Here is a 24,591-nt window from a genome sequence, read left to right on the forward strand (position 1 = left end):
CCACCCCACCCCACCCCACCCCACCCCGCCCCGGCGAAGGAGACTCGGCCCCGGCGAAGGGGACTCGGCGGCGTACAACCAGCCGAGGAGGGGACCTAAACCCTGGCGGACTCGGACCGTAGGCCAATCAATGTGCCGATCGCGGTGCACGTACGGCGTCTCCTAGGGTTGGTGACCAGGCCATGCCCATAGCCGACGAGCAAGCGCGCTTCGGCGAAGAGGCGTGCCGACGATGAGCGTGTCCACAGGAGGAAGCAGCGCCATGACAGATCCCGGTTTTGCCTGGGGCGGAGACCAACTGGATCTCGATGCCTACCTCGACCGCATCGGTTACGAGGGCGACCGCGAGCCGACCCTGGAGAATCTCCGGAAGCTGCACGCCGGGCACACCGCGTCGATCGGCTTCGAGAACATCGACATCGTGCTGGGCCGCCCCATCCTGCTGGACCTGGCCTCGCTCCAGTCCAAGATGGTCGAGCAGCGCCGTGGCGGCTACTGCTACGAGCAGAACCTGCTCTACGCCGCCGCCCTCGACCGCCTCGGGTTCGCCGTCTCCGGCCTCGGCGCCAGGATCCGCATGGGCGAGGACAAGACCCGCGCGGTCACCCACGCGCTGCTGAAGGTCGAGGTGGACGGCGCCGACTGGATCACCGACGTCGGCTTCGGCGGCGAGGCGCTGCTCGAACCGCTTCCGCTGCGGGCGGGGACCGAGGCGCGGCAGGGCAACTGGACCTTCGGCCTGGCCTACGAGCAGGAGACCGGGGCTTGGGTGCTGCGGTCACTCCACGAGGACGGCTGGTTCGACCTGTACGCCTTCGGCACGGAGCCACGCTTCGCCGCCGACTACACCGTCTTCAACCACTACATCTCCACTCACCCGCGCTCACCGTTCACGGGCCGGATGGTGGTCCAGCGCCCGCACCCCGAACGGCGTAGCGCGCTGATCGGCCGGGAGTTCACCCGGACCCGCCCGGACTGGTCGCGTGAGGTGCGCGAGGTGACGCCGGAGGAGATACCGGACCTGCTGGAAACGGAGTTCGGGATCTTCCTGGCCGCACGGGACGCCGAGGCGCTGGTGGCGTTCCACCGGGAGTGATCGGTCGGCCCGGCCCGGACCGGGCCCTACTGGTCGTCCCGCCGGTGGACGACGGCGATGCCTTCGAGTTCGATCAGGGCGTCCTCGTCCCACAGGCGGGTGGCGCCGATGACGGCCATGGCCGGAAATTCGCTGCCGACCAGGCGCTTCCAAACCCGTCCGATGTCGTGGGCGTGGCGGCGGTAGTCGGCGATATCGACGGCGAAGACGGTGAGCTTGGCGAGGTCGGACGGGCCCGCGCCGGAGGCCGCTGCCACGTCCAGGAGATTGGTCAGCGCCCGCTCGAACTGCTCGACGATGCCGCGTCCGACGATCCGGCCGGAACCGTCGAGGGCAGTTTGTCCGGCAAGGAAGACCATGGTGCCGGAGGCGGCGCGGACGGCATGGCTGAATCCGGTCGGCGGCGCCAGATGCGGCGGATTGATACGTTCCAGCCCGGATCCGCCTCGGCGGCCACTTGCGTTTTCGCTTCCGCTTCCGCTTTCGCCTCCGCGTCCGCCTCCGTCTCTGCTTCTGCCTCCGTTTCGCCTTCCGGAGGCGGCGGACTCTTCTCCTTCTATGCCCCCATCGGTGCCGCCGGTAGCGCCGCCATCTTCGCTGCCGCCTTTGTGGTTGGGGCTGGGGCTGTGGCCGTCGCTGCCGCGGCTGCTCTTGCTGTCGCGAGCCTCGTCCGGACCGTCCTGATCACTGGGAGCACTCCGCCCGCCCAGCTCACTCGGGTCACCTGAACCACTCGGGTTACCCAGACCACCTTCTCCGCCTACACGATTCGTGCTGCCAAGGTCACTCAGGTCCCTCAGGCCGCCTGTGCCGCCCGCGTCGCGCTCTCCGCCCGCGCTGCCGCTTCCACCCTCATCGCTCACGGTCGATGGTCTCCCTCCTCCGCTAACTCACGTCACACGCACAGGGATTGAAGCGCGCCCTGTTCCTCCTGCGGAAGCAGTTCGTCGGAGGTGACGTGAGCGAAGTCGGCCAGCGGCGCCGGCTGCAGAGCATCTACCCCGCCCGAGACATCAGGAGCCTCTCCGGTGTCGGTCAGCGCTGCTCCCTTCCCGGACCGGATATCGGCCCGCCCGTGGCGCGAACCCCTGCTCGGGGATTTTAGGGCGTACGGGACGGATCGGGACGGGCCTCGCCGCTCGGCATGCCCGCAGGTTATGGGGGCCACCAAACCGGATTGGCACCCTTGCGGCGGTCTCCGGAACCGGTCCCGGGGCGATGCCCAGAAGTGCAGCCCTGGGCGACCGTGGCGCGCCCAGCCCGCGGCCTCACCCGGACAGCCGCACGAGCCGAAGAGCCGCACGGGCCACACGGGCCGCGCAAGTCACACGAGGCAATCAGACCGACAAACACAACCGCGCCAGGCACACGGACATGGACCAAGCCGCCATCACGCACCCCCCTTCCGCAGCGCCGCGATACGCGGGGCGCGGCTCTTGGGGGAGTCGAGGCTGAAGCTGCGGGCATCGCCGAGCTGGTCGCGTATGAACACCTCGGTCGTGGCGACCGCCGCACGGAGCGCGGAGTCGGGCCGTATGAACGAGGTCCAGACGATGGCCGCCGTATCCGGGTCGTACTCCCACAGGCCCACCAGGCGGCCGCGGTCCAGGATCATATGGGTGGGGGAGTCGGACAGGGTGCCGAGCACGCTGCCCGGTTTGCCGCCCGGTACGGCGCGGTCCGCGTCCGCCGGATCCAGCAGGCGGCCGAAGTCGCGGTGCAGCAGATGGATGCTGTCGTTACCGGCGAGCAGCGCGTACTGAGGCTGCTCCGGGACGGTGAAGTCGGCCAGCGCGGCGGCTTGTTCCGGCGTGGCGAGGAGCACCGCGCCGGTGGGGGAGTCGTCAGGAACGGGGGTCGGATCCGGGAGGGAGACCAGCCCCAGCCCGGCCACCGCCGTCTTGGCGGCGGCCGCCGTCAGGTTCGAGAACCACCGGAAGTGCCGGAGCGAGGCCGGCCCCGCCCACGCGAAGTACCGCCGCGCCAACTCGGCCCGCACCCGGTCCGCTGCGGACCGCGCGGCATCCCGGCCGGCGTCAGGGACGGCCTCCATGCCCCCGCCGGGGCCGGCAGCCGGAGCAGGAAGAGAGACGGGTGCGGCCCCCGCCCGAACCGGTCCGGTGTCGCCGGAGAGCCGTTCCGGAACGTCGCCCGTCCGTCCGGGTACCGCACTCGTCCGCTCCCCCAGAGGCGACGGCGACCACCGTGCATACCCGTAACGCTGCTGGTCCAGGCGGCCGTTGACCGGCACCCGGCGGATCGCGCCGCGCGCCTGGAGGAGGCCGAGGGCGAGGGGCAGCGTCGTCGTCACCCCGCGTTTCCTGCCCGCCTCGCCCAGGGAGCGTACGGCCGGACCGACCGCCTTCTTGAGCGCGGCGGGGTCGAGCGGCGCCCCGGCGGCCGTCAGCGCGCCGAGCACCGCTATACCGAGCGCGTCGATCTCCCGCTCGGTCACCCCCAAGTGCTTGACGGCGGCGGCGAGATCGGCTTCCGGCGCGCTCGCACCGGCGCGCAGCCCGAGCGCGTAGTCGGCGGCGGGCAGGACATACGTACAGCCGCGGGCGGACGGCAGTTCGTGGATCTCCAGGCGGGCGACGGCTTCGTCGACCGCCGCCCGGTCCGTCCCGGCGCGCGCGAACAGCCCGAGATAGGGACCGGAACCGCCCACCGAGCGCGCCCAGCCGGTCTCGGCCAGTACGGCGTCAGGACGGGCGCCCCGCAGCCGGCCGTCCAGCCCCTGCCGGTGCCACCACCAGGCACGCAGTCGCGCCATCTCCGCCCCGCCGGCCGTCGCCGCTGGCTCGCCCGCTCCGCTCACGCCACTCATGCCTCCACCTTGCCGCCACCCACGGCGCGCCGCCCGTCCAGCGCGCACGCCCGCCACGACATCGCCCTGCCCCTCCCAGACGGGGTCCCGCTCGCCCGTTCCTCCCCGACGGGCCCAGAGCCCCTCCGCCCGCGCCTCCCGTTCTTCCCGCTCCGCAGCCGACCCCCGGCCGGAGCGCCGCCCCGGCGCCCCCACCAGGGCCGCCCATAACTTCCCCACCAGCGCACGCAGTCGATCCGTACGATGCACGGCGCCCCCCTTTGCTCTCCCGCCGCGGCGGCCCCGAGTCCGCCGCCCCGGTCACTGCATCCCCCGTCGCGGTCCCCCGTACCGCCCCGTCACCCCCGATTCCTCCCCTACTCCCACCCCGAGGCCACCCTCACTTCGCGTCGGCATAGCAGTTCACCACCGCCGTCGTGAACGGAAAGCGGACCGGTGTCTCCCCGAACGCGATCCGGCCCGCCGTCGCGGCCGCCGCCGCGATCGCGGCGGACACCGTCCCGGCCTCCTCCGCGGGGCAGTGCACGATCACCTCGTCGTGCTGGAAGAAGACCAGCTCGGCCCGGAGCCCGGCCTCGGACAGCGACTGGCGCAGCGCGGCCAGCATGAGCAGCGCCCAGTCCGCGGCGCTGCCCTGCACCACGAAGTTGCGGGTGAAGCGGCCGCGGGCGCGGGCCGCCGAACTGCTGCCGTAACCGGTGGACGGGGCCTCCTCCTGAGGCAGTCCCGCCTCGTCGGGTGCCGTCACGGACGCGGGCGGACTGGTGCGCCCCAGCCAGGTGCGCACCAGCCGGCCCTCCTCGCCCGCGCGCGCCGCCTCGTCGACGTACGCCACCGCGGCGGGATAGCGGCGGCGCAGATCGGCCATGTGCTTGAGCGCGTCGCCGGACGTCTGGCCGTAGACGGCCCCGAGCAGGCCGAGCTTGGCCTGGGCGCGGTCGCCCCCGAACGCGCGGGCCGCCAGACCCGCGTACAGGTCCTCGCCGCTGGCCGCCACCTCCATCAGACCGCGGTCACGGGACACGGCGGCCAGCACCCGCGGCTCCATCTGGGCCGCGTCGGCGACCACCAGACGCCATCCCGGGTCGGCGAGCACGGCCTGCCGGATCACCTTCGGGATCTGGAGCGCGCCGCCGCCGTTGGTGATCCAGCGGCCGGAGACCGTACCACCGGGAAGGTACTCGGCCCGGAACCGGCCGTCGTGCACCCACTGCTGCAACCATGCCCAGCCATGGGCGGTGTGCAGGCGGTACAGCGTCTTGTACGCCAGCAGCGGCGCCACCGCCGGATGGTCGATCTGCTGAAGCTCCCACTTACGGGTCGACGTGAGCGAAATCCCGGCGCCGGAAAAGGCTTTGATGATGTCGTTCGGCAGATCCGGACGCACCCGCGCCCCCGCCCCGAAGGCCCGCGACACCTCCTCCGCCAGCTCCGCCATCCGGCGCGGCTCCAGCCCACCCGGATAGCGCTCGCCCAGCAACTCGGCCAGCAGCTCGCGGTGCACATCCGCCCGCCAGGGCACCCCGGCCCGCCCCATCTCCGCGGCGACCAGCATCCCCGCGGACTCGGCGGCGAGCAGCAGTCGCATCCGCTCCGGATGCTCGGTCCGCGCCGTACGCGCCACCTGGTCCGCGTATACGTCGAGCAGCGCCGTGAACTCGTCCGTGCCGGGCGGCAGCGGCACCGGGCCCGGTTCGAACAGGGACGGCTGGGGTTCGGCGGCCCGCACCGGTGTGTCCTCCGGGACCGGCAGACCGCGCAGCCGCGCCCACGCCGCGGCCAGCGAGCGCGGCTGGCCCGACTGCCCCTCCTCGTGCCCGATCAGCAGAGCCTCGGCGGCCTCGACGTCGTAGCAGCGCTCGACCCGTACGTCCGCCGCCAGCAGCCGCCGGTACGCCTCCTGGGTGGAGCGCCACACCCACCGCTCCACCTCGGGACGCGCCCGCACGGCCTCGGCGAACGAGGACTCCCGCAGCACCGGACCCGCGGGCCTGCCGTCCGGAGCGAGCGGGCAGAGACGGACACCCCCGTCGCCCGTCTCCGCCACCGCCCATCTCATGCCCCCGAGTCTTCCACCAGGGTCTGACAATGGCCCTGACCAGCGCTTTTGGCGCGTTCTCCGGCCATCGCAGCACTCCGTACGCACCCGCAGCACCCGCCCACGTCCCGTGCAACGGGTCAACTGGGCGACCTCCGCTGCCAGGCCCGCCCGCAGAACCTCGCCATGCTCCGCGAAGACCGCCACCGCCTCATCGCTGAGCTCCCACACCCCGGCCACTCGGCCCCCGTGGACCACCGGCGAGATCCAACCAGCCGCCCGGCTCACCGCCGCCCGCCGTCGGCAGCAGACGTGGCGTGCCGCGCATCCCCCAGGCCCCGACCACCGAACCCGCCACCCGCACGGCACCGGCGGCCGGCTCCGTCCGCCGGGTTGCGAGGGCCGGTTCGGCGGCGGAGGGCACCTGCCGCCTGGACCCCGGCGAGCCGCTCGACCAGTTCTTCGGGGGCGGCGGTCGTACGCGGCGCCAGCCTCTGCCGCGGCAGCCGCCAGGCCGGCACCTGGGCGTGAGTCACCTGCACCAGTTCGTCGCACCGCCATTGCACATGCCGCCGCTGACAATCGAACCGTGCGACGATGCCGGGGAACGGCGGCGGCCCAGGGCGACGGAGCGATTCGATATCACCGCTGCCACCCCTGGCACAAAGGGGAGCAGGTTCACTCGATTGGGCCGCTACCTCCGCCCCGGTTGTTGCGTTGAGCAGCTTGTCGCTCTAAGCGACGCGTTCCAGACCCTGATCGCTGCTCAGTTAAAGAGGTTTGCCGTGAAGATTGTCTCCAAGGCTGTTGCCCTGTCCGCCATCGCGGGCATCGCCGTCGTCGGCGGGGCCGGCATGGCCTCTGCCACCAGTGGACCGCACGGCCACGGCGCCGGCGCGATCGGTGGCGCGTACGGCTCCCCGGGTGTCATCTCCGGCAACACCATCCAGGTCCCGATCGACGTCCCGATCAACCTCTGTGGCAACTCCATCAACATCGTCGGGCTGCTCAACCCGGCGTTCGGCAACACCTGCATCAACAACTGACCACCGCCCGTGGCTGAGGCCCGTCGTTTTCGGACGGGCCTCTCGGCACAAAGGCCGGTACGCGCATGCGTATCGGCCTTTTGGCATGCCCAAGGTCAAAAGGCCCACGGCTGCAAGCCCGGATGCAGTGATATGTGTCTATGGATTCGTGGCATTTGGGTGAATCGGCGAAACCGCACCCCCTTAAGCGAGTTGACCAGTGCGCTCCGGATACGGGCACTCCGCTTCAAGAAGGGCAAATCGTGATCAAGAAGGTCCTGGCCACGACGGCTGTAGCCGCGTCCATCGTCGGCATCTCGGCGACGGTCGCCCCCCAGGCGATGGCGGTCGGCAACGACTCCGGCACCACCACGGTCAACGGCAACGGCGCCAAGACGGCGTACGGCAACTCCACCACGCACGGCAGGATGAGCCCGCAGCTGGAGCTCATCCAGGGCACGCTGAACAAGCCCTGCATCGGTCTGCCGCTCAAGGCGAACGTCGGCTCGCTCATCGGCCTCATCCCGATCACCGTGCAGGATGTCAACGTCCTGGCGTCGCCGCAGAACCAGCAGTGCACCGAGAACTCGACGCAGGCCAAGGGCGACGAGCCGCTGTCGCACATCCTGGACGGCATCCCGGTGCTGTCCGGCAACGGTGTCGCCAACCGCTGAGCCGGCTATCGGCCGCAGGTTCGGAGCGCCGGCTCTCTCTACCCGAGCGATCCGGGCCTGCGGCACCGCGTTACGAACCGTAGGGCCGGGAATTCTCGATCCCCTTTTCGGTAGGAATTCGTATTCGGCGGTCCCTTGTTCATTCGAACTGCGATGGTTTTCCCGCGTCCTATACGCGGTGGTGATCTCCTGAAATGTTTTTGTATTATTCAGGCGATTTTTCCGAAAACTTCCCCGCAGGAGTTTCGTTGGCGAGGGGAAATCGTTATCCACATCGACAGCGGAGTTACGGGCGAGCAGGTTTCGCGCCGTGCGGCACGAAGGACGTGTCCGCTACTGACCCGCTGCGGGAAGGACTGAAAGTGAAGTACGCAAAGGTCGCCGCAGTCGCTGCCGGCACGCTCATGGCGGTGGGGTCGGCTGCGCCGGCGTTCGCCGACTCGGGTGCCTCGGGTGCTGCCGTCGGATCTCCCGGTGTCATTTCCGGTGACGTCATCCAGATCCCGATCGCCATTCCGATCAACCTCTGCGGTAACACCATCGACATCATCGGGCTGCTCAACCCGGCGTTCGGCAACAACTGCCTCAACACCTGATTCGGAATAACCCCAGCCGCGTCGTTCCGAACCGGCCCCGGTATGCAGACCATGCGTGCCGGGGCCGGTCGGCGTCCGGGCCGGTACGCAGCAAGCGGCGAAGGGGCGCACCTTTCGGGTGGCGTCGCCAAGAACCGGGAACTTCGGAGTTTCTCCGGGCGGCAGGTCTCGTTAGTCATAAGGAAAGCGGTGATCAGAGCAGCGAAGTGCATGCTCACGCGGCGTTGACGCCGCGATCCCAGCAAGCACCGCCCGAGAAGGGACAGTTCAAGTGAAGTACGCGAAGTCTGCCGCGGTTGTTGCCGGTTCCGTCATGGCGCTCGGCGCGGCCGTTCCCGCTTTCGCCGCCGATACCGCCACACCGACCATGAGCCTCAACGGCGGGCTGACCGACGCCCTGAACAGCAAGCAGTTGGACGGCCACCAGCTCCAGCCGCTGGTCAAGTCGGTCAAGGGTGCGGCGGACAGTGTCAAGGCCGACCCCAAGGGCCTGGTCGGTGCCGCCGCGGGGGCCACCAAGAGCGTCCCGCTGCTCGGTGGAATGCCGCTCGGTAAGTAATTCCCGGCGGGCCGTCGGCCGGTGGGCGCCATCGCCGCTCGGCCGTATGGAATTCGATGCCGTGAACTTCACTGTTGTGGGGTGATTCCCGGTGGCCGGGCACGGATATCGCACCGCATCGGCCGTATACCGGTGCGCCGCGAGAGCCGGCCGAACTTCAGGCCGCCGGTGCCGTTTGGCCCTACCCGGTGAATCGTTCCGCACGTCCCATGATGATTGCCCGGACCGGCAAGACGGATCAGGGTACAAGCTCATTTGAGTGAATGGGCACAACCAAACTAGCCCTTGCGAGTTGGGCATAATGCCCGGCCCAAGGGCACTCCGAAACACGAAGGATCAATAATGATCAAGAAGGCTCTGGCGACCGCGGCTGCGGCTGCGTCCATTGTCGGTGTTGGCGCTGCCGCCGCTCCGCAGGCGATGGCGGTCGGCAACGACCACGGAACCACTTCCGTGAACGGCAACGGTGCGATGCAGGCATACGGCAACTCCACCACGACCGGGTACATGAGCCCGCAGATCGGTCTGATCCAGGGCTCGCTCAACAAGCCCTGCATCGGTCTGCCCGCCAAGCTGAACGTCGGCTCGCTCATCGGCCTCATTCCGATCACGGTCCAGGACCTCAACGTCCTGTCCTCGCCGCAGAACCAGCAGTGCACCGAGAACTCGACCCAGGCCAAGGGCGACGAGGCGCTGTCGCACATTCTGGACCGGATTCCGATCCTCTCCGGCAACGGTGCCGGCAACCGCTGACCGGTTGCACATCGCCCGGGTCGCCCAGCCCTCCTTCTTCTGGGCGGCCCGGGTTTCCGCTGCCCGCGGCGCGCAGAGATTGCCCGGGATATTCGCCGGAGGGACGGACGCCGCATAACGTATGCGGGATGAGGGGCCGCGAAAAGGCGGATGACGTCTTTTCGGAAGACGGAATTCCATCTGTTCGGGTGATGGTGCGGAACCCGGACCCTCGTAATCGGTTATTCAAACAGGGCTCCCGAGTCGGGAGTTCATTCTCCTGAAGGGTTGCACGATGAAGAAGATGATGGCGGGTGCGGCTGTGGCCGCATCGCTGGTCGGGTTGTCCGCTGCGGCCGCTCCGCAGGCGATGGCGGTCGGCAACGACCACGGGACCACCACTGTGAACGGCAACGGCGCCAAGACGGCGTACGGCAACTCCACGACGCACGGCACGCTGAGCACCCAGCTCGGTGCCGTCCAGGGCTCTCTCAACGACCTCTGCGTCGGCTTGCCGGCGAAGGTGAACGTCGGCTCGCTCATCGGCCTCATCCCGATCACGGTTCAGGACGTCAACGTCCTGGCGTCGCCGCAGAACCAGCAGTGCGCCGAGAACTCGGCTCAGGTCAAGGGCGACGAGGCGCTGTCGCACCTCGTGGACGACATCCCGGTGCTGTCCGGCAACGGCCGCGGCAACCACTGAGGCCATTCGGCCCGCTACGTTCCACCGCTTGTGATCCCGGGCGGCCGGCACCGCGTTCGCGCTGCCGGCCGCCCGGTCGTGCGAGTACCTCCCGTCGGGCTGCGGGCGCCCGGTCCGGGTGGCATGACGTGCAGAGGAGAGCTAAGGCATGAGACAGAGCCTGAAGAGAAGCGTGCTCGTCGTGGCGGCGGCCTCGGGGGCGCTCGGCGTGAGCGGCGGGCCGGTGTACGCGGACGCCGGTGCCGTCGGGGGCGCCGCGCGCTCGCCAGGGGTGCTGTCCGGGAATTCCGTCGAGGTGGCGGTGCACGCGCCGGTCACGGTGTGCGGCAACTCGGTGGCGGGCGTCGGCGCGCTGAACCCGGGGATGGGCAACTCGTGCGGGGACGGCGGGCGAGGTACGGGCGGCGGGCGGCACCGGCGGCCCGGGGGCGACGCGGTGCACGGCGGGCCGCGTGGGGCCACTGCCAGAGGCGGCGCCGCGCGCTCGCCCGGGGTGCTGTCCGGGAACGCCGTCCAGGCGCCGGTCCATCTGCCGGTCGGCGTCTGCGGCAACACCGTCGCCGTGGTCGGGCTGCTCCAGCCCGCCGGGGGCACATCCTGCGGCAACGGAGAGCGGTCCGGGCCCGCCGCACGGCGTCCCCCGGTGGCGCAGCATCCTCAGGTGGTGCAGGGCCCTCAGGTGGTGCGTGGGGCGACCGCACGGACGGACCGGCCGGGGCCGATGGCGCGTGCCGTGCGCGGGCCGGAGCGGGGGCCGGGGGCGACTGCGCGGGCCGCGGCCAGAGCCGGGGCCGGGGAGGCGGTAGGACAGGTGGGGCCGGTGCTGGCGGAAACCGGCGCGTACCGACCGGGCGCGGTGGCCGGTGCGGGCGCCGGGGTGCTGCTCGGCGGGGCGCTGCTGCTGCGGAGATGCCGTACGCGTCGGAGGTGAGCCGGGACCTCGACGGCCGGCCGAGCGGGTCCGGCGGGCCGCTCGGCCTGGTCCGCCCGGCCGGTGCGGCCGCCGGCGATACCGGCGGCGCGACCGTGCGTCGTCGTACCTCTGCTGCCCGGCGGCGCTGCGGCTGGAAGCTGCCCGATGGGCCGTACGACGGATATCAGGACCAACGCGGGGAATTCGCGTCCGGTACGGGAGGGCCCGCGCTTTCGCTCATTGGTGGGGACCGGCGGGCCGGGGGGTTTGAAGCGGCGCGGTGAAATGCGCGGTGAAGTGCGGTGACGCAGGTGACGGATGGGGTGGCGAGCCCGGTCGCGGGGGACCGGACCGGCGTACCGGCGCCGTTGCGTGACCGGGCCGGCGGGCGGGGCATGGCGCGACCCGCCGGGGCGTTCGCGGGCCATGGACCCGTGGGGTGCGGCGCAGGCGCGCCCGGGGGAGAGCCCGCGCCGGACACCGTCGACGTCCAACTCGTCGCAGTCGCAGTCGCAGTCGCAGTCGCACTTGCCGTGCCGGGCGGGCGCGTACCCGGAGGTCAGTGGGTCGGCGTCGACTCCGGGCGGGGGTGCGGCGGCTGGGCCGCGGCCGCGGCCTCGGGCTGCGGTTCGGCGGCCGGGCGGTCGTCCTTGAGGGCCTTGGCCTCGGACTTGAGGATGCGCATCGAGCGGCCGAGGCCGCGCGCCATGTCGGGCAGCTTCTTGGAGCCGAAGACCAGCACCAGGACCGCGACGATCAGGATCAGGTGCCAGGGTTCGAAGGCGTTCCGGAACACGGCGCTCTCGCTTTCGTCAGGTATGCCTGCGGGCAGTCTGTCCAGTATTACCCGAACATCCGGCCGCCCGGCCAGGGGGCGGTCCCCCGGGGCGGACGGCCGGTGCGAGGGCCGGTCGGGCCGTCTACCAGCTGGACTTGCGTACGCCCGGCAGGTAGCCCGCGTGGGCCTGCTCGCGCAGCCGTACGCGGGAGAGGCCGAAAGCGCGGAAGTAGCCGCGCGGGCGGCCGTCGACCGCGTCCCGGTTGCGGACCCGGGTGGCGCTGGCGTCCCGTGGCTGGCGGGCCAGCTCGCGCTGGGCGGCGTCCCGTTCCTCCCGCGGGATGTGCGGATCGCGGATGACGGCCTTCAGGAGCGCCCGCCGGGCCGCGTAGCGCGCGACGGTCGCCCGCCGCTTCTCGTTCTTGACGATCTTGCTCTGCTTCGCCATCAGACCCGCCCTCCTCGTGCGCGGATGCGGGCGACGGCCGCCTCGATCCCGATCAGGTCCACGGTCTTGATGCCCTTGGCGCTCAGCGTGAGCCGGATGTGCCGGCCCTCGCTCTCCAGCCAGTAGCGCTTGCGCTGGATGTTCGGGTCGAACCGGCGGGCGGTGCGGCGGTGCGAGTGGGAGACGGAGTTGCCGAAGCCGGGCTTGCGGCCGGTCAGCTGGCAGTGGGCGGACACGGTGCGGTCCTTCCGGTCAGGGGCCCTGGTGAGGACCTATTGAAAATGGAAACCATTTCCGTATACTAACCGCATGGCCCGCAACGAACTACGCCCGGTCGTCAAGCTCCGGTCCACCGCCGGCACCGGCTACACGTACGTCACCCGCAAGAACCGCCGGAACGACCCCGACCGCCTGGAACTGCGCAAGTACGACCCGGTCGCCGGTCGGCACGTCACCTTCCGAGAGGAGCGCTGAGCCCCATGAAGCCCGGTATCCACCCCCCGTACGGTCCCGTCGTCTTCCGCGACCGGGCCGCCGACTTCGCCTTCCTCACCCGCTCGACCGCCACCAGCGACCGGACGGTCACCTGGGAGGACGGGCGGAGCTACCCCGTCATCGACGTCGAGATCTCGTCGGCGAGCCACCCCTTCTACACCGGCACCGCCCGGGTGCTGGACACCGCGGGCCGCGTGGAGCGGTTCGAGCGCCGCTACGGCGCGCGCGAGAAGCGCTGATGGAACGGCTCAGCGTGGTCCTGGTGGGCGGCCTGCACGCGGATGCGCGGCGGGCCGCCGTGGCGCGGCTGCTGCACACCGTCCCGGGCAGCGTCGCCCTCCACCACGACCTCGCCTCGGCCGCCGCCGGCACCGTCCGGCGGACGGTCCGGGACGCCGGGGGGACGCTCGACACCGGCGAGGCCCCGCTCGTCAACGACTGCGCCTGCTGTGCGCTGCGCGAGGACCTGGTGCCCGAGCTGGAGCGGCTGGCCGCGGGCCGGATCTGCCGGCTCGCGGTCGTCGAGCTGTGGGACTCGGTCGAGCCGAAGGCGATGGCCGAGGTGGTCACCGCGTGCGGCAGCGCGCATCTCGCGCTGACCGGAGTGATCACCGCCGTCGACCCCGCGCTGCTGCTGCCCTACCTCGGCTGCGGCGACGACCTCGCCGAGGCGGGGCTCGCCGCCGCAGCCACCGACCGGCGCACCGTCGCGGACACCTGGGCGCGGCAGCTGGAGTACGCGCCGGTGCTGGCGCTCGCCACGGGGGAGGAGACGGCCGAGCCCGCCGATCTGGCGCTGCTCGCGCAACTGCACCCCACCGCGCGCCGGATACCGGTCGAGTCGCCGGAGCTGGCGGCCGTCGCGATGGGCGGCTTCGACGTCGAGGCGGCCGCGGCGCGCCAGCATCCGGCCTGTGCGCTGCTGCCGCAGGAGGCCGACGCGGACGGCGTCACCACGTTCGTCTGGCAGCACACCCGGCCCTTCCACCCCGAGCGGCTCTATACGGCGCTGGAGGACCTGACCTGTGCCGCGGCGCGCAGCCGGGGCCGGTTCTGGCTCGCCGACCGCCCGGACACGCTGCTGTCCTGGGACGCGGCGGGCGGCGCGCTGTGCGTGGAGAACGCCGGGCCGTGGCTGGCCGCGCTGCCGGACGCCGCCTGGGAGCTGGTGCCGCCGATGCGGCGGGCCGCCGCCGCGCTGGACTGGCATCCCGAGCACGGCGACCGCGCGCAGCATCTGGTCTTCACCTCGCCGGGGCTGGACCGCGAGGGGCTGGCGTCGCTGCTGGCGTCCTGTCTGCTCACCGATGCGGAGTTCGCGGGCGGCCCGCCGGCCTGGAAGCGCCTGCCGCCCGCGTTCGACGAACTCCTCGACCCCGTCCCGTAATTCCGGCCGCCGGCACGGCGCCCCCTCGCGCCCGTCCCGCCCGCCTCCCGTCCAGGTAAGGAAGCTCTCCGCCATGCCCCGTCGGCACGACCCCCGCGGCAAGCCCGTGCACCGCCCCAATCCGCTGGACGCGGCGGGGATCACCTATATCGACTACAAGGACACCGATCTGCTGCGGAAGTTCCTCTCGGACCGCGGCAAGATCCGCAGCCGCCGGATCACCCGGGTCACCGCCCGGCAGCAGCGGCAGCTGGCCCGCGCGGTCAAGAACGCCCGGGAGATGGCGCTGCTGCCGTACCCGTCGCGGTGACGGGGGCGGGGCGAGCGGCGGAGGGGCGGCGGCGATCAATGCGTAGGAGGATCCCTACGTTTGACGCGTAGGATATCGCCTACGTATCGTGGTCCGGGTGAAAGCCACTCCCGTACCGCCCGCCGTCCGCTCCGTATCCGGCCAGGACCGGGTCTTCGCGGCGCTCGCCAACGGCACCCGGCGCGAGGTGCTGCGGCTGCTGCGCGAGGACGGGCCGCAGCCCGTCCAGCAGCTGGCCGAGCGGTTCACGATGCGCCGCCCGAGCCTGTCCGAGCATCTGAAGGTGCTGCGGGAGGCCGGGCTGGTGAGCGAGGAGCGGGCCGGCCGGCAGCGGATCTACCGCCTGGAGGCCGCGCCGCTCGGCGAGGTCCAGGACTGGCTCGGCCCCTACGAGCGGTTCTGGCGCGCGAAACTCGCGGACCTGGGTGAGCTGCTCGACCGAATCCCCGACGAAGAGGCGCAATGAACACCTTCGAAGCCACCGGCGACGACCCGACGACCATCCGGGTCGCGCAGTTCCTGGCGCATCCGCCCGCGAAGGTGTGGCGGGCGCTGACCGAACCCGGGCTGATCGCGCGGTGGCTGATGCCCGGCGACTTCCGGCTGGAGGTCGGTCACCGCTACGAGATGACGGCGCTGCCCCGGCCGAACGCCAACTTCTCCGGCACCGTCATCGCCGAGGTGGCGGCGTACGAGCCGGAGCGGATGCTGCGGATGCGGTGGCGGGACGCCGACGAGGGGCAGGGCAGCCTCGCCGACTGGACGATCACCTGGACGCTGGAGCCCGAAGGGCGCGGCACCCGGCTCTTCCTGGTCCACGAGGGCTTCGACCCCGACGACCCGTATCAGGTGCAGGCGCACCGGGTCATGGGGGGCGGCTGGCGCACGATTGTGACGGAGGCTTTGGGGAAGGTGCTCGACGAGCTGTGACTGCGCCGGTACCCCCTGTCGTGCACGTGCATATGCGCATGCATCTGCATGTGAACGCGGCTATGATCCCGGGCAGTTGACACCAGTTATCACCGGGAGAACCTTGTGACCCACGCATACAACGGCATGGCCGCAACGGATCTCCATGGCGCGTCCTGGCAGAAGAGCCGGCACAGCAACTCCCAGGGGTCGTGCGTGGAGTTCGCGAAACTTCCGGGCGGCGAGATAGCGGTACGCAACTCCCGCTTCCCCGACGGCCCCGCGCTGATCTACACGCCGGCCGAGGTGGCGGCGATGCTGGCGGGCGTCAAGGACGGGGAGTTCGACCACCTCGTACGCGACTGACCGCCGCGTACGCGACCGGGGCGGGCCGCGGCCCGGGGCCGGGGCGGGCGGATGCCGCCGCCCGGAGCCGGGGGCGGTCCGCCTTCGCGCGTTCCGGCCGCCCTACGGCAGCCGGAAGAGGGCCCACACGATCTTGCCGTGCGCGGTGCCGGACAGTGGGTGCCAGCCCCAGCTGTCGCTGAAGGAGTCCACGAGGTACAGCCCGCGCCCGGACTCCGCGGCCGAATCGGCCTCCCCGGCGACCGGTGAGGCGTCACTGGGGTCGCGCACCGCGCACACCAGCCGGGAGGACCAGCGCATCAGGTGGAGCCGGGCCGGCAGCACGTCGGCGCCGAGCGCCGGTGCGTCGAGGACGGCATGCCGCAGGGCGTTGGTGACCAGCTCGGAGACGACCAGGGCGACCCCGTCGAAGAGTTCGTCCAGCTCCCAGCCGTGCAGTGTTTCGCGGGTGAACTTCCGTGCGCCGCTGACCGATTCGTACCGTGGCGGGAGGGCGCAGGACGCGGATCCGGAGACGGCCAAGGGGTCAACGGCAGGTAGGCCCTGCCATAACGGCGCGAGCATGGTCAAAACCTTGGTCCCCATGCGAGGCACTCCTGGCGTTCGCGGACGTCATGACCCTGGCCGGTCAGCCGGATCTGGCGGATCTTTCACGAGCGTGCATGCGTGCGACGCCCATGGTTCCCAATGCGTACGTCAGATGCAAGGGCAGATGCACGTGCACGCGCCTCGATTGCGTAGGGCCGGGCGGATTAGCGCGTAATTTTTCCTACGCCTTCTTGCGGAGGGATCGCAGGTGCTCTCACATATCAGTAACCGGATGAGCACTCAACGAAGCCTGAACGTGGCAGACTGCGGCCCACTGTTGGACGGGGTGGGGCCACGGGAGGGTCGGAGAGGTGTCCGCAAGTGAGTCGAGCGGGTCGGTGGTGCGGCGGATCCTGCTGGGGTCGCAGCTCCGCCGGCTGCGCGAATCCCGCGGGATAACCCGCGAAGCGGCCGGCTATTCGATCCGTGCGTCCGAATCGAAGATCAGTCGCATGGAGTTGGGCCGGGTGAGCTTCAAGGCACGCGATATCGAGGACCTCCTCACGCTGTACGGCGTGGGCGACGAGAAGGAGCGCGAGGCGCTGCTCGCACTGGCCAAAGAGGCCAATGTCGCGGGCTGGTGGCACAGTTACGGCGATGTGCTGCCCGGATGGTTCCAGACCTATGTGGGGCTGGAGGGGGCCGCTTCCCTGATCCGGGCGTACGAAGTGCAGTTCGTGCACGGGCTGTTGCAGACCGAGGAGTACGCGCACGCGGTCGTCAGTCGCGGCATGCCGGGCGCACCGGCCGCCGACATCGAGCGCCGGGTGGCGCTGCGCCAGGAGCGGCAGAAGCTGCTGATCGCGGAGCGGGCACCGCAGTTGCACTGTGTACTGGACGAGGCCGCGCTGCGCCGTCCGTACGGCGGCCGGGCCGTGATGCGCGGTCTGCTCAAGCACCTCATCGACATCTCCGAGCGGCCCAATGTCCGGCTCCAGGTCATGCCCTTCAACTTCGGCGGGCACGCGGGTGAGAGCGGCGCCTTCACCATGCTGCGGTTCCCGGAGTCGGACCTCTCCGACCTCGTCTACCTCGAACAGCTCACCAGCGCCCTGTACGTGGACAAGCCGGACGAGGTCAGGCAGTACGAGCGGGCGATGACGCGGCTCCAGGAGGACAGCCCCAACCCCTCGCAGAGCCGGGATCTTTTGCGCGGTCTGCTCCAACTGACCTGACCCGCCGGTAGGATGACGCCGGATCAGCCCCCCCCGCAGTGCCGCACAGAGTAGGGATGTCATGTCCTTCTTCGCCGACCTTGCCCACCAGTTCATCGACGGTGAGTGGCGGGCCGGCAGCGGCTCGTGGGACATCATCGACTTCAACCCGTACGACCAGGAGAAGCTGGCGTCCGTCACGGTCGCCGGTGTGGACCAGGTCGACGAGGCGTACCGCGCCGCCGAACGGGCGCAGCGCGACTGGGCGGCGACGAGTCCCTACACCCGGCGGCCCGTCTTCGAACGGCTGCTGCGGATCATCGAGGAGCGCGAGGACGAGATCGTCGAGGCGCTCGTCCTCGAACTCGGCGGCACCTGCGCCAAGGCCGGCTACGAGGTGCGCCTCGCCAAGGAGTTCGTGCGCGAGGCGATACAGCTGGCGCTGCGGCCGGAGGGGCACATTCTGCCCTCCCCGGTGGACGGCAAGGAGAACCGCGTCTACCGGCGGCCGGTCGGCGTCATCGGCGTCATCAGCCCCTTCAACTTCCCCTTCCTGATCACCATGAAGTCGGTGGCCCCGGCGCTCGCCCTGGGCAACGCCGTAGTGATCAAGCCCAACCAGAACACCCCGATCGTCGGCGGCGGACTGATCGCCGCGCTCTTCCGGGACGCCGGGCTGCCGGCCGGGCTGCTGAACGTCGTGATCACCGATATCGCCGAGGTCGGCGACGCGCTCATCGCGCACCCGGTCCCCAAGGTGATCTCCTTCGCCGGTTCGGACAAGGTGGGCCGGCATATCGCCGCGGTCAGCGCGGGGCACTTCAAGCGGGTCATCCTCGAACTCAGCGGCAACAGCGCGCTGATCGTGCTGGACGACGCCGACATCGACTACGCCGTGGACGCCGCGGTCTTCAGCCGGTTCATCTACCAGGGCCAGGTCTGTACGGCGGCCAACCGGGTGCTGCTCGACCGCTCGGTGGAGGCCGAGTTCACCGAGAAGTTCGTGGCCCGGGTGGCGGCGCTGCGCACCGGCGATCCGCGCGATCCGCGCACCCAGATCGGTCCGCTGATCAACTCCTTCCAGGCGGAGGCGCTGACCGCGCTGGTCGACCGGGCGCTCGCGGAGGGGGCGACGGCCCTGCTGCGGGGCCGTACGCACGGCAACCTGGTCGAGCCGAGCGTGCTGACCGGGCTGCCCGCGGACTCCGGTATCCACCTCCAGGAGATCTTCGGCCCGGTGGTGGTGCTGGTGCCGTTCGACGGCGAGGACGAGGCGGTACGGCTCGCCAACGACTCCCCGTACGGGCTGAGCGGCGCGGTGCACACCGGCAATGTGGAGCGCGGTGCGCGGTTCGCGCAGCGGATCGAGACCGGCATGATCCACATCAATGACGGCACGGTCCAGGACGAGCCGCTGGTCGCCTTCGGCGGCGAGAAGTACTCGGGGCTCGGCCGGCTCAACGGCGAGTCGACCGTCGAAGCCTTCACCACGCAGAAGTGGGTCTCCATCCAGCACGGGCGGACCGAGTTCCCGTTCTGAGGCGGGCGGGTGGGGCGGCTCGCCTCGTGGCGCCTGCCGCTCCGCGGGCCGTGTCCGCTGCCGGAGCGTTTCGTCGCCCGGTCCCGGCGGAATGCGGACAGCCGCTGTCCGCCATGGCTCGTAGCGTGCGTGAGGTCGGAAGCGGGACGGCGTGACGCCGGTCCGCGTGTGGAGGTCACGGAAGGCGGCTCTCATGCCCACTCATGTTCTCGCCGAGGCGGACGGTGACGAGCGCGGTGCGCTCCTGGCTTTTCTGGAGGCGCAGCGCGGCGGTCTGCGGCGCGCGGTGCTCGGACTGAGCGACGAAGAGGCGTCGCGGCGGCCGACCGCCGGCGAACTGTCGCTGGCCGGGCTGGTCAAGCATGCGGCGGAGACCGAACAGGGCTGGGTCGAGAGGGCGCGCCAGGTGCCGCGCTCCGTCGCACGGGACGAGACGACCTGGCACCTGAGCTTCCAGCTGGAGGAGGGGGAGACGCTGGCGGGCATGCTGGCGCTCTGGGACGAGGTCGCGCGGGGGACCGAGGAGTTCGTCCGCTCCGTACCCAGCCTGAACGACACCTTCCCGCTGCCCGAGGCGCCCTGGTTCCCGCCGGGGGGTGAGCAGTCGATGCGCTGGCTGATGCTGCACCTGATCGAGGAGACGGCCCGGCACGCCGGTCACGCCGACATCATCCGCGAGACGCTGGACGGCAAGACGGCCTTCGAGCTGGTGGCGGAGGAGCGGGAGCAGGCCGAGGGGTGAGCACGCACGGGAGCGTTAGTCAAAATTGAATAGGGGGCGTCGTAGGGTGGCCGCAGCGGTGCCCGCGCGGTCGGGCCGGGGCCGTGTGAGGGATTGAGGAGACGATGTCGGCGATCCGGCTGCTGGTACTGGGCGCCGTGCGGCAGCACGGACGGGCACACGGCTATCAGGTGCGCAACGACCTGGAGTACTGGGGCGCCCACGAGTGGTCCAACGCCAAGCCGGGCTCGATCTACCACGCGCTCAAGCAGATGGCGAAGGAAGGGCTGCTACACGCCCACGACATCGCGCCGAGCACCGCCGGCGGTCCGCCGCGTACCGAGTACGAGCTGACCGCGGCGGGCGAGGCGGAGTTCTTCGCGCTGCTGCGCGCGGCGCTCTCGCGGCACGACCAGAAGGCCGATGTGCTCAGCGCGGGCATCGGGTTCCTCCTCGATCTGCCGCGGGCCGAGGCGGTGGCGCTGCTCCAGGAGCGGGTGCGGGCGCTGGAGGCGTGGCGGAGCGAGGTCACCGGGTACTACACACCGGAGGGCGGGCCCGGTCAGCTCGGCCACATCGGCGAGATCATGCATATGTGGGTGCACTCCGCGGACAGCGGCGCCGCGTGGACGCGCGGGCTGATCGAGCGGATCGAGGGCGGGGCGTACGTCTTCGCGGGGGAGGGGGCGCCGTTCGTCGGCGTGCTCGCGGACGGGGAGGAGAACCCGTACGCGACGCGGGACGGGGGTGCGGACGGCGGCCGGGAGGGTGCGGGCGGCGAAGGGGACGGCGGCGAGGGGGACGGCGGCGAGGGGGACCGCGGGGGCAGGGGTTAGCCATTGGGGCGGTGCGGGCGGGCCAGGGGCTGGTTCCGGGTCCCGGCGGACGGGACCTGGCCGGCGGGCGCTCAGGGGCTGTCGTTGGGCCCGTCGGCGCTGTCCCGCCCCATGACGTCGACGGCCGGGCCGCCCGCGGTGGGCGGCCCGGCCGCGGTCGCTCAGTGGTGGAAGGCCGTGGCCATCCGCTCCGGGCGTTCCAGCGGGTGCGGCTGGCGGCGGAGTTCGGTCAGCAGCTGCTCCAGGTCCGTGAGGAAGAGGTCGGCGAGATCCTGGGAGAAGCCGTTGCGGCAGACCACCCGCAGCACGGACAGGTCCTCGCGGTTGGCCGGGAAGGTGTAGGCCGGGATCAGCCAGCCGCGCTCCTTCATCCGCCGGGACACGTCGAAGACGTCGAAGGCGGTGACGTCGTCGGCGGTGGTGAAGGCGAAGACCGGCAGCTCGTCGCCGCGGGTGAGGAGGCGGAAGTCGGCCAGCGCGCCGATCCGTTCGGCCATCGAACAGGCCACGTCCCGGGTCGCCTGCTGGACCGCGCGGTAGCCGTCCCGGCCGAGCCGCAGGAACGTGTAGTACTGGGCGGCGACCTGCGCGCCGGGCCGGGAGAAGTTGAGCGCGAAGGTCGGCATGTCGCCGCCCAGGTAGTTGACCCGGAAGACCAGTTCCTCGGGCAGTGCCTCGGCGTCGCGCCACAGGGCCCAGCCGACGCCCGGGTAGACCAGGCCGTACTTGTGCCCCGAGGTGTTGATGGAGGCGACCCGCGGCAGCCGGAAGTCCCACTCCAGGTCCGGGTCGAGGAACGGTGCGACCATGCCGCCGGACGCGCCGTCCACATGGACCGGGATGTCCAGGCCGGTGCGCTCCTGGAGGTCGTCCAGCGCCGCGCAGATCTCGGCGACCGGCTCGTACGACCCGTCGAAGGTCGAGCCGAGGATCGCCACCACGCCGATGGTGTTCTCGTCGCAGAGGGCGGCGGCGGACGCCGCGTCGAGGTGGAAGCGGTCGCCCTCCATGGGGACCTGACGCGCCTCGATCTCCCAGAAGTTGCAGAACTTCTCCCAGCAGACCTGGACGTTGGCGCCCATGACGAGGTTGGGCCGGGCGGTGCCGGGGTAGCGGTCCGCGTTGCGCCGCATCCAGCGGCGCTTGAGGGCCATCCCGGCGAGCATGCACGCCTCGCTGGACCCGGTGGTCGAACAGCCGACGGCGGTCGCGGGGTCCGGCGCGTGCCACAGGTCGGCGAGTATCGCCACGCACCGCTTCTCCAGCTCCGCGGTGCGCGGGTACTCGTCCTTGTCGATCATGTTCTTGTCCTGGCACTCGGCCATCAGGACGCCGGCCTGCGGCTCCATCCAGGTCGTGACGAACGTCGCCAGGTTGAGCCGGGAGTTGCCGTCGAGCATCAGCTCGTCGTGCACGAACTGGTAGGCGGTGTGAGGGGCGAGCGGGCCGTCGGGCAGGGTGTGGCGCGGCGGTGCCGTGGCCATGCCGGCGACCGGATCGGCCTCGCCGTAGAAGGGGTTGACCGCGTGTCCGGAGCGTGCCCGGTCGCTCTCGGATGCGCCGCTGTGGAGTGTCATGTGCTGGGGCTACCCTCAACCGGCCATTGAAAGACCGGTTTTGATGGCTTTGGTGAATTTCACGACACGTTCCGCCTGGATCCGGGCAGCGGTATGGGCGTCCTCGTCGACCGGGGTCTCCGGGCCGCCGACGTGCGAGGTGCCGTACGGATTCCCGTCGACGAACTTCGCCGGGTCCGTGTAGCCGGGCGGGACGAGGATGCCGCCGAAGTGGTGGACGGTGTGGTAGAGCGCGAGCAGGGTGGACTCCTGGCCGCCGTGCCGGGTCGCGGACGCGGTGAAACCGCTGTAGACCTTGTCGGCCAGCCGGCCCTGCTGCCAGAGCCCGCCCAGGGTGTCGATGAACTGCTTGAGCTGGGACGTCACATTGCCGAAGCGGGTGGGGGAGCCGAAGATCACCGCGTCCGCCCAGAGCATGTCCTCGTGGGTGGCCTCCAGGATGTCGGCGGTGGCGGCGGCGTTCGCGGCCCAGGCCGGGTTCGAGTCGATCGCGGCCTGCGGCGCCAGTTCGGCGACCCGGCGCAGCCGCACCTCGGCGCCCGCGTGCTCGGCGGCGTCCGCGATCTGCTGGGCGAGCCGGGCGACGGTGCCGGTCGAGGAGTAGTAGATGACGGCGACGTTCACGTGGGCGGGCACGGGTGTATCGGGCATGGGCATACCTCCTGAGGGCCGACAATACGGGCATAGGGGGTATGGAGGGCTTTTTGGTCGTCTCGCGTCCGGGTGTCCGTCCGGCCGGGGGTGAGTTCCGGCCCCGGGCCTCGGGTGTTCGTCCGGATCCGGGACCGGGCGCGGGACCGGACGCCCGGCCCCGGACATCCGGGCCGCTTCCGGTCGCCCCGCGTCAGCCCGCGCCGGCCAGTGACAGCTTCGCCGCGAAGCCGAGGAAGGCCGCGCCGGCCCCCGCCGACAGACCGGCCGTCAGCCGCTTGCGGCGGCGGAAGGTCGCCGCCAGGAACGTCCCGCTGAAGATCAGGACCGACAGATAGGTGAAGCTGAACAGCTGCGCCCAGGCGCCCAGCGTCAGGAACGACAGCACCGGATGCGCATAGGCCGGGTCCACGAACTGCACGAAGAACGAGATGCAGAAGAGGATTGCCTTCGGGTTGAGCAGGCTGACCACCAGCGCCCTGCGGTACGGCCGCTCGACGGCCCCCTTCGGTGCCGGGGCCCCGGCCGCGGGCCGCTCCCCGGCGGTGGCGGCCGGGGCCCCGGCACCGAAGGGGGTCGTACCCGCCGCGGTCTCCGCGGTCTCCGTGGCCTCCGCGTGCCGGGTGTCGCGCCCCCGCCACAGCTTCCAGGCGCCGCGCAGCATCCCGAACGCCAGCCACGAGAGATACCCCGCTCCGGCGAACTTCACGATCGCGAACAACACCGGGCTGGTCTGGAGCAGCGAGGCCACCCCGCCCGCCGACAGCGTCATCAGCACCGTGTCGCCGCAGAGCACCCCGGCCGCCGCCCGGTACGCCACCCGCGGCCCGAGCCGGGCCGCGACCGAGACGACGTACAGCGAGTTCGGCCCCGGCAGCAGGATGATCAGGGCCAGTCCGGCCAGGTACGTAGAAAGATCCGTTATCCCCACCATGAGCGGCAGGATCCCACCCCTGGAGCGGCCGCCCCACCCGCTTTTCACCATCCGGACGTGCGCCTCACGCGGTGTGAGGGCGCACCGTGGCGCGCGGACGGGTCGCGTACGGGTCGGGGTGCACGGGCCGGAGTGCCTGCCCCGGCCCGTGCACCCGCGCCCCGGTGGTTTCAGCTCTTGGGGGCCAGCACCACCGCGGTCCCGTAGGCGCATACCTCGGTGCCCACGTCGGCCGCCTCCGTGACGTCGAAGCGGAACATCAGCACCGCGTTCGCGCCGCGCGCGCGGGCCTGCTCCACCAGCCGTTCCATCGCCTGGTTGCGGGTTTCGACCAGGGTCTTGGTCAGGCCCCGCAGCTCACCGCCGAGCATCGACTTCAGGCCCGCGCCGATCTGGCTGCCGAGGTGCCGCGAGCGCACCGTCAGCCCGAAGACCTCGCCGATCACCTGCTGCACATGGAATCCGGGGACGTCGTTGGTCGTCACCACCAGAACGTCGGCCTGGGGCGGCTGCCCGCCGCTGTACTCCTCGATGCCCATGGCGCGCACCTCCTTACGGCCAGCATCACCCGGCCCGGCGGGACCGGCCACCGGTCGCGGTGCGCGGGGCAGCGGACCGGGAGGAGCGGCGGGGCCTGACGCAGGGGCGGGAGGGGCGGGGGAGAAACCCGGGAAAGGCGTGGCGGCGGGGGGGGGACGGGGGCGGGGGGTTGCGCCGAGGCCCCGCGGGACAAA

Annotated in this window: 30 protein-coding genes; 19 read left to right on the forward strand and 11 right to left on the reverse strand. The window is 71.2% G+C overall.

Annotated features, from left to right (window positions below; genetic code table 11):
- Window positions 1–262 precede the first annotated feature (262 nt).
- Window positions 263–1,096, forward strand: coding sequence for an arylamine N-acetyltransferase family protein (locus tag IH09_RS33920; protein WP_052861435.1), 834 nt, complete (start codon window positions 263–265; stop codon window positions 1,094–1,096).
- A gap of 26 nt (window positions 1,097–1,122) precedes the next feature.
- On the opposite strand, the gene IH09_RS33925 is transcribed toward IH09_RS33920, so the two are convergent.
- The 3 genes from IH09_RS33925 to IH09_RS33935 form a co-directional block, all read right to left on the reverse strand.
- Window positions 1,123–1,530, reverse strand: coding sequence for a RidA family protein (locus IH09_RS33925; RefSeq protein WP_052861511.1), 408 nt, complete (start codon window positions 1,528–1,530; stop codon window positions 1,123–1,125).
- Between the two features lie 956 nt (window positions 1,531–2,486).
- Window positions 2,487–3,923 carry a DNA glycosylase AlkZ-like family protein gene (locus tag IH09_RS33930; protein ID WP_110952774.1) on the reverse strand — a complete coding sequence of 479 codons (1,437 nt, stop codon included), beginning with the start codon at window positions 3,921–3,923 and terminating at the stop codon, window positions 2,487–2,489.
- Between the two features lie 379 nt (window positions 3,924–4,302).
- Window positions 4,303–5,982 carry a bifunctional 3'-5' exonuclease/DNA polymerase gene (locus IH09_RS33935; RefSeq protein ID WP_052861439.1) on the reverse strand — a complete coding sequence of 560 codons (1,680 nt, stop codon included), beginning with the start codon at window positions 5,980–5,982 and terminating at the stop codon, window positions 4,303–4,305.
- 764 nt (window positions 5,983–6,746) lie between these two features.
- On the opposite strand from IH09_RS33935, the gene IH09_RS40420 reads away from it, so the two are divergent.
- From IH09_RS40420 to IH09_RS33970, 7 genes are all read left to right on the forward strand, one after another.
- On the forward strand, window positions 6,747–7,007 hold the full coding sequence (locus IH09_RS40420) for a chaplin (protein WP_052861441.1): 261 nt from the start codon (window positions 6,747–6,749) through the stop codon (window positions 7,005–7,007).
- A gap of 242 nt (window positions 7,008–7,249) precedes the next feature.
- Window positions 7,250–7,660, forward strand: a complete 411-nt coding sequence (locus IH09_RS33945; protein ID WP_052861442.1) for a rodlin — start codon at window positions 7,250–7,252, stop codon at window positions 7,658–7,660.
- A 362-nt stretch (window positions 7,661–8,022) separates the two neighbouring features.
- Window positions 8,023–8,256: a chaplin gene (locus IH09_RS33950; protein WP_052861444.1), complete on the forward strand. Its 234-nt coding sequence runs from the start codon at window positions 8,023–8,025 to the stop codon at window positions 8,254–8,256.
- A gap of 271 nt (window positions 8,257–8,527) precedes the next feature.
- Window positions 8,528–8,815 carry a hypothetical protein gene (locus tag IH09_RS33955; protein WP_052861446.1) on the forward strand — a complete coding sequence of 96 codons (288 nt, stop codon included), beginning with the start codon at window positions 8,528–8,530 and terminating at the stop codon, window positions 8,813–8,815.
- Window positions 8,816–9,157: 342 nt separating this feature from the next.
- Window positions 9,158–9,568 (forward strand): rodlin, encoded by a 411-nt coding sequence (locus IH09_RS33960; protein ID WP_052861449.1) that lies wholly within the window; start codon window positions 9,158–9,160, stop codon window positions 9,566–9,568.
- A gap of 274 nt (window positions 9,569–9,842) precedes the next feature.
- Entirely contained in the window at window positions 9,843–10,250 is a 408-nt protein-coding gene (locus IH09_RS33965) for a rodlin (RefSeq protein ID WP_052861451.1), read from the forward strand.
- Window positions 10,251–10,398: 148 nt separating this feature from the next.
- Window positions 10,399–11,181, forward strand: coding sequence for a chaplin (locus IH09_RS33970; protein ID WP_094793856.1), 783 nt, complete (start codon window positions 10,399–10,401; stop codon window positions 11,179–11,181).
- A gap of 541 nt (window positions 11,182–11,722) precedes the next feature.
- Here IH09_RS33970 and tatA read toward each other — a convergent pair.
- The 3 genes from tatA to rpmB form a co-directional block, all read right to left on the reverse strand.
- Window positions 11,723–11,959, reverse strand: a complete 237-nt coding sequence (tatA, locus tag IH09_RS33975) for a Sec-independent protein translocase subunit TatA (RefSeq protein ID WP_052861454.1) — start codon at window positions 11,957–11,959, stop codon at window positions 11,723–11,725.
- Between the two features lie 124 nt (window positions 11,960–12,083).
- Window positions 12,084–12,389 carry a 30S ribosomal protein S14 gene (gene rpsN, locus IH09_RS33980; RefSeq protein WP_052861456.1) on the reverse strand — a complete coding sequence of 102 codons (306 nt, stop codon included), beginning with the start codon at window positions 12,387–12,389 and terminating at the stop codon, window positions 12,084–12,086.
- Window positions 12,389–12,625 (reverse strand): 50S ribosomal protein L28, encoded by a 237-nt coding sequence (gene rpmB, locus IH09_RS33985; protein ID WP_052861458.1) that lies wholly within the window; start codon window positions 12,623–12,625, stop codon window positions 12,389–12,391. Before rpmB ends, rpsN begins: the two co-directional genes overlap by 1 nt.
- A 73-nt stretch (window positions 12,626–12,698) precedes the next feature.
- Between rpmB and rpmG the strand changes: the two genes are divergently transcribed.
- The 7 genes from rpmG to IH09_RS34020 all read left to right on the forward strand — a co-directional run bounded on the left by rpmG (window position 12,699) and on the right by IH09_RS34020 (window position 15,856).
- The gene (rpmG, locus tag IH09_RS33990) at window positions 12,699–12,863 is read left to right on the forward strand and encodes a 50S ribosomal protein L33 (RefSeq protein ID WP_052861459.1); all 165 of its coding nucleotides are present in this window, start codon (window positions 12,699–12,701) and stop codon (window positions 12,861–12,863) included.
- A gap of 5 nt (window positions 12,864–12,868) precedes the next feature.
- Window positions 12,869–13,123 carry a type B 50S ribosomal protein L31 gene (locus IH09_RS33995; RefSeq protein ID WP_052861461.1) on the forward strand — a complete coding sequence of 85 codons (255 nt, stop codon included), beginning with the start codon at window positions 12,869–12,871 and terminating at the stop codon, window positions 13,121–13,123.
- Window positions 13,123–14,271 carry a CobW family GTP-binding protein gene (locus tag IH09_RS34000; RefSeq protein ID WP_052861463.1) on the forward strand — a complete coding sequence of 383 codons (1,149 nt, stop codon included), beginning with the start codon at window positions 13,123–13,125 and terminating at the stop codon, window positions 14,269–14,271. Before IH09_RS33995 ends, IH09_RS34000 begins: the two co-directional genes overlap by 1 nt.
- Before the next feature lie 73 nt (window positions 14,272–14,344).
- A complete protein-coding gene (gene rpsR / locus IH09_RS34005) occupies window positions 14,345–14,581 on the forward strand; it encodes a 30S ribosomal protein S18 (RefSeq protein ID WP_052861465.1) in 237 nt (78 codons plus the stop codon).
- A gap of 97 nt (window positions 14,582–14,678) precedes the next feature.
- Window positions 14,679–15,047, forward strand: a complete 369-nt coding sequence (locus tag IH09_RS34010) for a metalloregulator ArsR/SmtB family transcription factor (protein WP_052861512.1) — start codon at window positions 14,679–14,681, stop codon at window positions 15,045–15,047.
- Window positions 15,044–15,511, forward strand: coding sequence for an SRPBCC family protein (locus tag IH09_RS34015; protein ID WP_052861467.1), 468 nt, complete (start codon window positions 15,044–15,046; stop codon window positions 15,509–15,511). The genes IH09_RS34010 and IH09_RS34015 overlap by 4 nt, the downstream gene beginning before the upstream one ends.
- Window positions 15,512–15,616: 105 nt before the next feature.
- Window positions 15,617–15,856 (forward strand): DUF397 domain-containing protein, encoded by a 240-nt coding sequence (locus tag IH09_RS34020; RefSeq protein WP_052861469.1) that lies wholly within the window; start codon window positions 15,617–15,619, stop codon window positions 15,854–15,856.
- A 102-nt stretch (window positions 15,857–15,958) separates the two neighbouring features.
- On the opposite strand, the gene IH09_RS34025 is transcribed toward IH09_RS34020, so the two are convergent.
- Entirely contained in the window at window positions 15,959–16,441 is a 483-nt protein-coding gene (locus IH09_RS34025; RefSeq protein ID WP_052861470.1) for an ATP-binding protein, read from the reverse strand.
- Window positions 16,442–16,755: 314 nt separating this feature from the next.
- On the opposite strand from IH09_RS34025, the gene IH09_RS34030 reads away from it, so the two are divergent.
- From IH09_RS34030 to IH09_RS34045, 4 genes are all read left to right on the forward strand, one after another.
- Window positions 16,756–17,619 carry a helix-turn-helix domain-containing protein gene (locus IH09_RS34030; RefSeq protein ID WP_052861472.1) on the forward strand — a complete coding sequence of 288 codons (864 nt, stop codon included), beginning with the start codon at window positions 16,756–16,758 and terminating at the stop codon, window positions 17,617–17,619.
- Window positions 17,620–17,680: 61 nt separating this feature from the next.
- Window positions 17,681–19,138, forward strand: coding sequence for an aldehyde dehydrogenase family protein (locus tag IH09_RS34035; RefSeq protein ID WP_052861473.1), 1,458 nt, complete (start codon window positions 17,681–17,683; stop codon window positions 19,136–19,138).
- Between the two features lie 193 nt (window positions 19,139–19,331).
- The gene (locus IH09_RS34040) at window positions 19,332–19,880 is read left to right on the forward strand and encodes a DinB family protein (RefSeq protein WP_052861476.1); all 549 of its coding nucleotides are present in this window, start codon (window positions 19,332–19,334) and stop codon (window positions 19,878–19,880) included.
- A 104-nt stretch (window positions 19,881–19,984) separates the two neighbouring features.
- Window positions 19,985–20,695, forward strand: coding sequence for a PadR family transcriptional regulator (locus tag IH09_RS34045; protein ID WP_052861477.1), 711 nt, complete (start codon window positions 19,985–19,987; stop codon window positions 20,693–20,695).
- Between the two features lie 161 nt (window positions 20,696–20,856).
- Here IH09_RS34045 and IH09_RS34050 read toward each other — a convergent pair whose 3' ends face one another.
- From IH09_RS34050 to IH09_RS34065, 4 genes are all read right to left on the reverse strand, one after another.
- Window positions 20,857–22,272, reverse strand: coding sequence for a glutamate decarboxylase (locus tag IH09_RS34050; protein WP_052861479.1), 1,416 nt, complete (start codon window positions 22,270–22,272; stop codon window positions 20,857–20,859).
- A 15-nt stretch (window positions 22,273–22,287) separates the two neighbouring features.
- Window positions 22,288–22,908, reverse strand: coding sequence for an NAD(P)H:quinone oxidoreductase (gene wrbA, locus IH09_RS34055; protein WP_052861514.1), 621 nt, complete (start codon window positions 22,906–22,908; stop codon window positions 22,288–22,290).
- A gap of 208 nt (window positions 22,909–23,116) precedes the next feature.
- Window positions 23,117–23,857, reverse strand: a complete 741-nt coding sequence (leuE, locus tag IH09_RS34060) for a leucine efflux protein LeuE (protein ID WP_052861481.1) — start codon at window positions 23,855–23,857, stop codon at window positions 23,117–23,119.
- 170 nt (window positions 23,858–24,027) lie between these two features.
- Window positions 24,028–24,396 (reverse strand): YbjQ family protein, encoded by a 369-nt coding sequence (locus tag IH09_RS34065; RefSeq protein WP_052861483.1) that lies wholly within the window; start codon window positions 24,394–24,396, stop codon window positions 24,028–24,030.
- Window positions 24,397–24,591: the final 195 nt, after the last annotated feature.

The sequence above is a fragment of the Streptomyces celluloflavus genome (assembly GCA_000720995.1).
Lineage (GTDB): Bacteria > Actinomycetota > Actinomycetes > Streptomycetales > Streptomycetaceae > Streptomyces > Streptomyces celluloflavus.

Coding starts and splice junctions, on each gene's coding strand:
- IH09_RS33920 (WP_052861435.1), top strand. CDS start 263: ATGACAGATCCCGGTTTTGCCTGGGGCGGAGACCAACTGGATCTCGAT.
- IH09_RS34065 (WP_052861483.1), bottom strand. CDS start 24,396: ATGGGCATCGAGGAGTACAGCGGCGGGCAGCCGCCCCAGGCCGACGTT.
- IH09_RS34000 (WP_052861463.1), top strand. CDS start 13,123: ATGGAACGGCTCAGCGTGGTCCTGGTGGGCGGCCTGCACGCGGATGCG.
- leuE (WP_052861481.1), bottom strand. CDS start 23,857: ATGGTGGGGATAACGGATCTTTCTACGTACCTGGCCGGACTGGCCCTG.
- IH09_RS33930 (WP_110952774.1), bottom strand. CDS start 3,923: ATGAGTGGCGTGAGCGGAGCGGGCGAGCCAGCGGCGACGGCCGGCGGG.
- IH09_RS33960 (WP_052861449.1), top strand. CDS start 9,158: ATGATCAAGAAGGCTCTGGCGACCGCGGCTGCGGCTGCGTCCATTGTC.
- rpsN (WP_052861456.1), bottom strand. CDS start 12,389: ATGGCGAAGCAGAGCAAGATCGTCAAGAACGAGAAGCGGCGGGCGACC.
- IH09_RS33935 (WP_052861439.1), bottom strand. CDS start 5,982: ATGAGATGGGCGGTGGCGGAGACGGGCGACGGGGGTGTCCGTCTCTGC.
- IH09_RS33965 (WP_052861451.1), top strand. CDS start 9,843: ATGAAGAAGATGATGGCGGGTGCGGCTGTGGCCGCATCGCTGGTCGGG.
- rpsR (WP_052861465.1), top strand. CDS start 14,345: ATGCCCCGTCGGCACGACCCCCGCGGCAAGCCCGTGCACCGCCCCAAT.
- IH09_RS34045 (WP_052861477.1), top strand. CDS start 19,985: ATGTCGGCGATCCGGCTGCTGGTACTGGGCGCCGTGCGGCAGCACGGA.
- IH09_RS33970 (WP_094793856.1), top strand. CDS start 10,399: ATGAGACAGAGCCTGAAGAGAAGCGTGCTCGTCGTGGCGGCGGCCTCG.
- IH09_RS34050 (WP_052861479.1), bottom strand. CDS start 22,272: ATGACACTCCACAGCGGCGCATCCGAGAGCGACCGGGCACGCTCCGGA.
- IH09_RS33995 (WP_052861461.1), top strand. CDS start 12,869: ATGAAGCCCGGTATCCACCCCCCGTACGGTCCCGTCGTCTTCCGCGAC.
- IH09_RS34040 (WP_052861476.1), top strand. CDS start 19,332: ATGCCCACTCATGTTCTCGCCGAGGCGGACGGTGACGAGCGCGGTGCG.
- rpmG (WP_052861459.1), top strand. CDS start 12,699: ATGGCCCGCAACGAACTACGCCCGGTCGTCAAGCTCCGGTCCACCGCC.
- IH09_RS34015 (WP_052861467.1), top strand. CDS start 15,044: ATGAACACCTTCGAAGCCACCGGCGACGACCCGACGACCATCCGGGTC.
- IH09_RS34025 (WP_052861470.1), bottom strand. CDS start 16,441: ATGGGGACCAAGGTTTTGACCATGCTCGCGCCGTTATGGCAGGGCCTA.
- IH09_RS34035 (WP_052861473.1), top strand. CDS start 17,681: ATGTCCTTCTTCGCCGACCTTGCCCACCAGTTCATCGACGGTGAGTGG.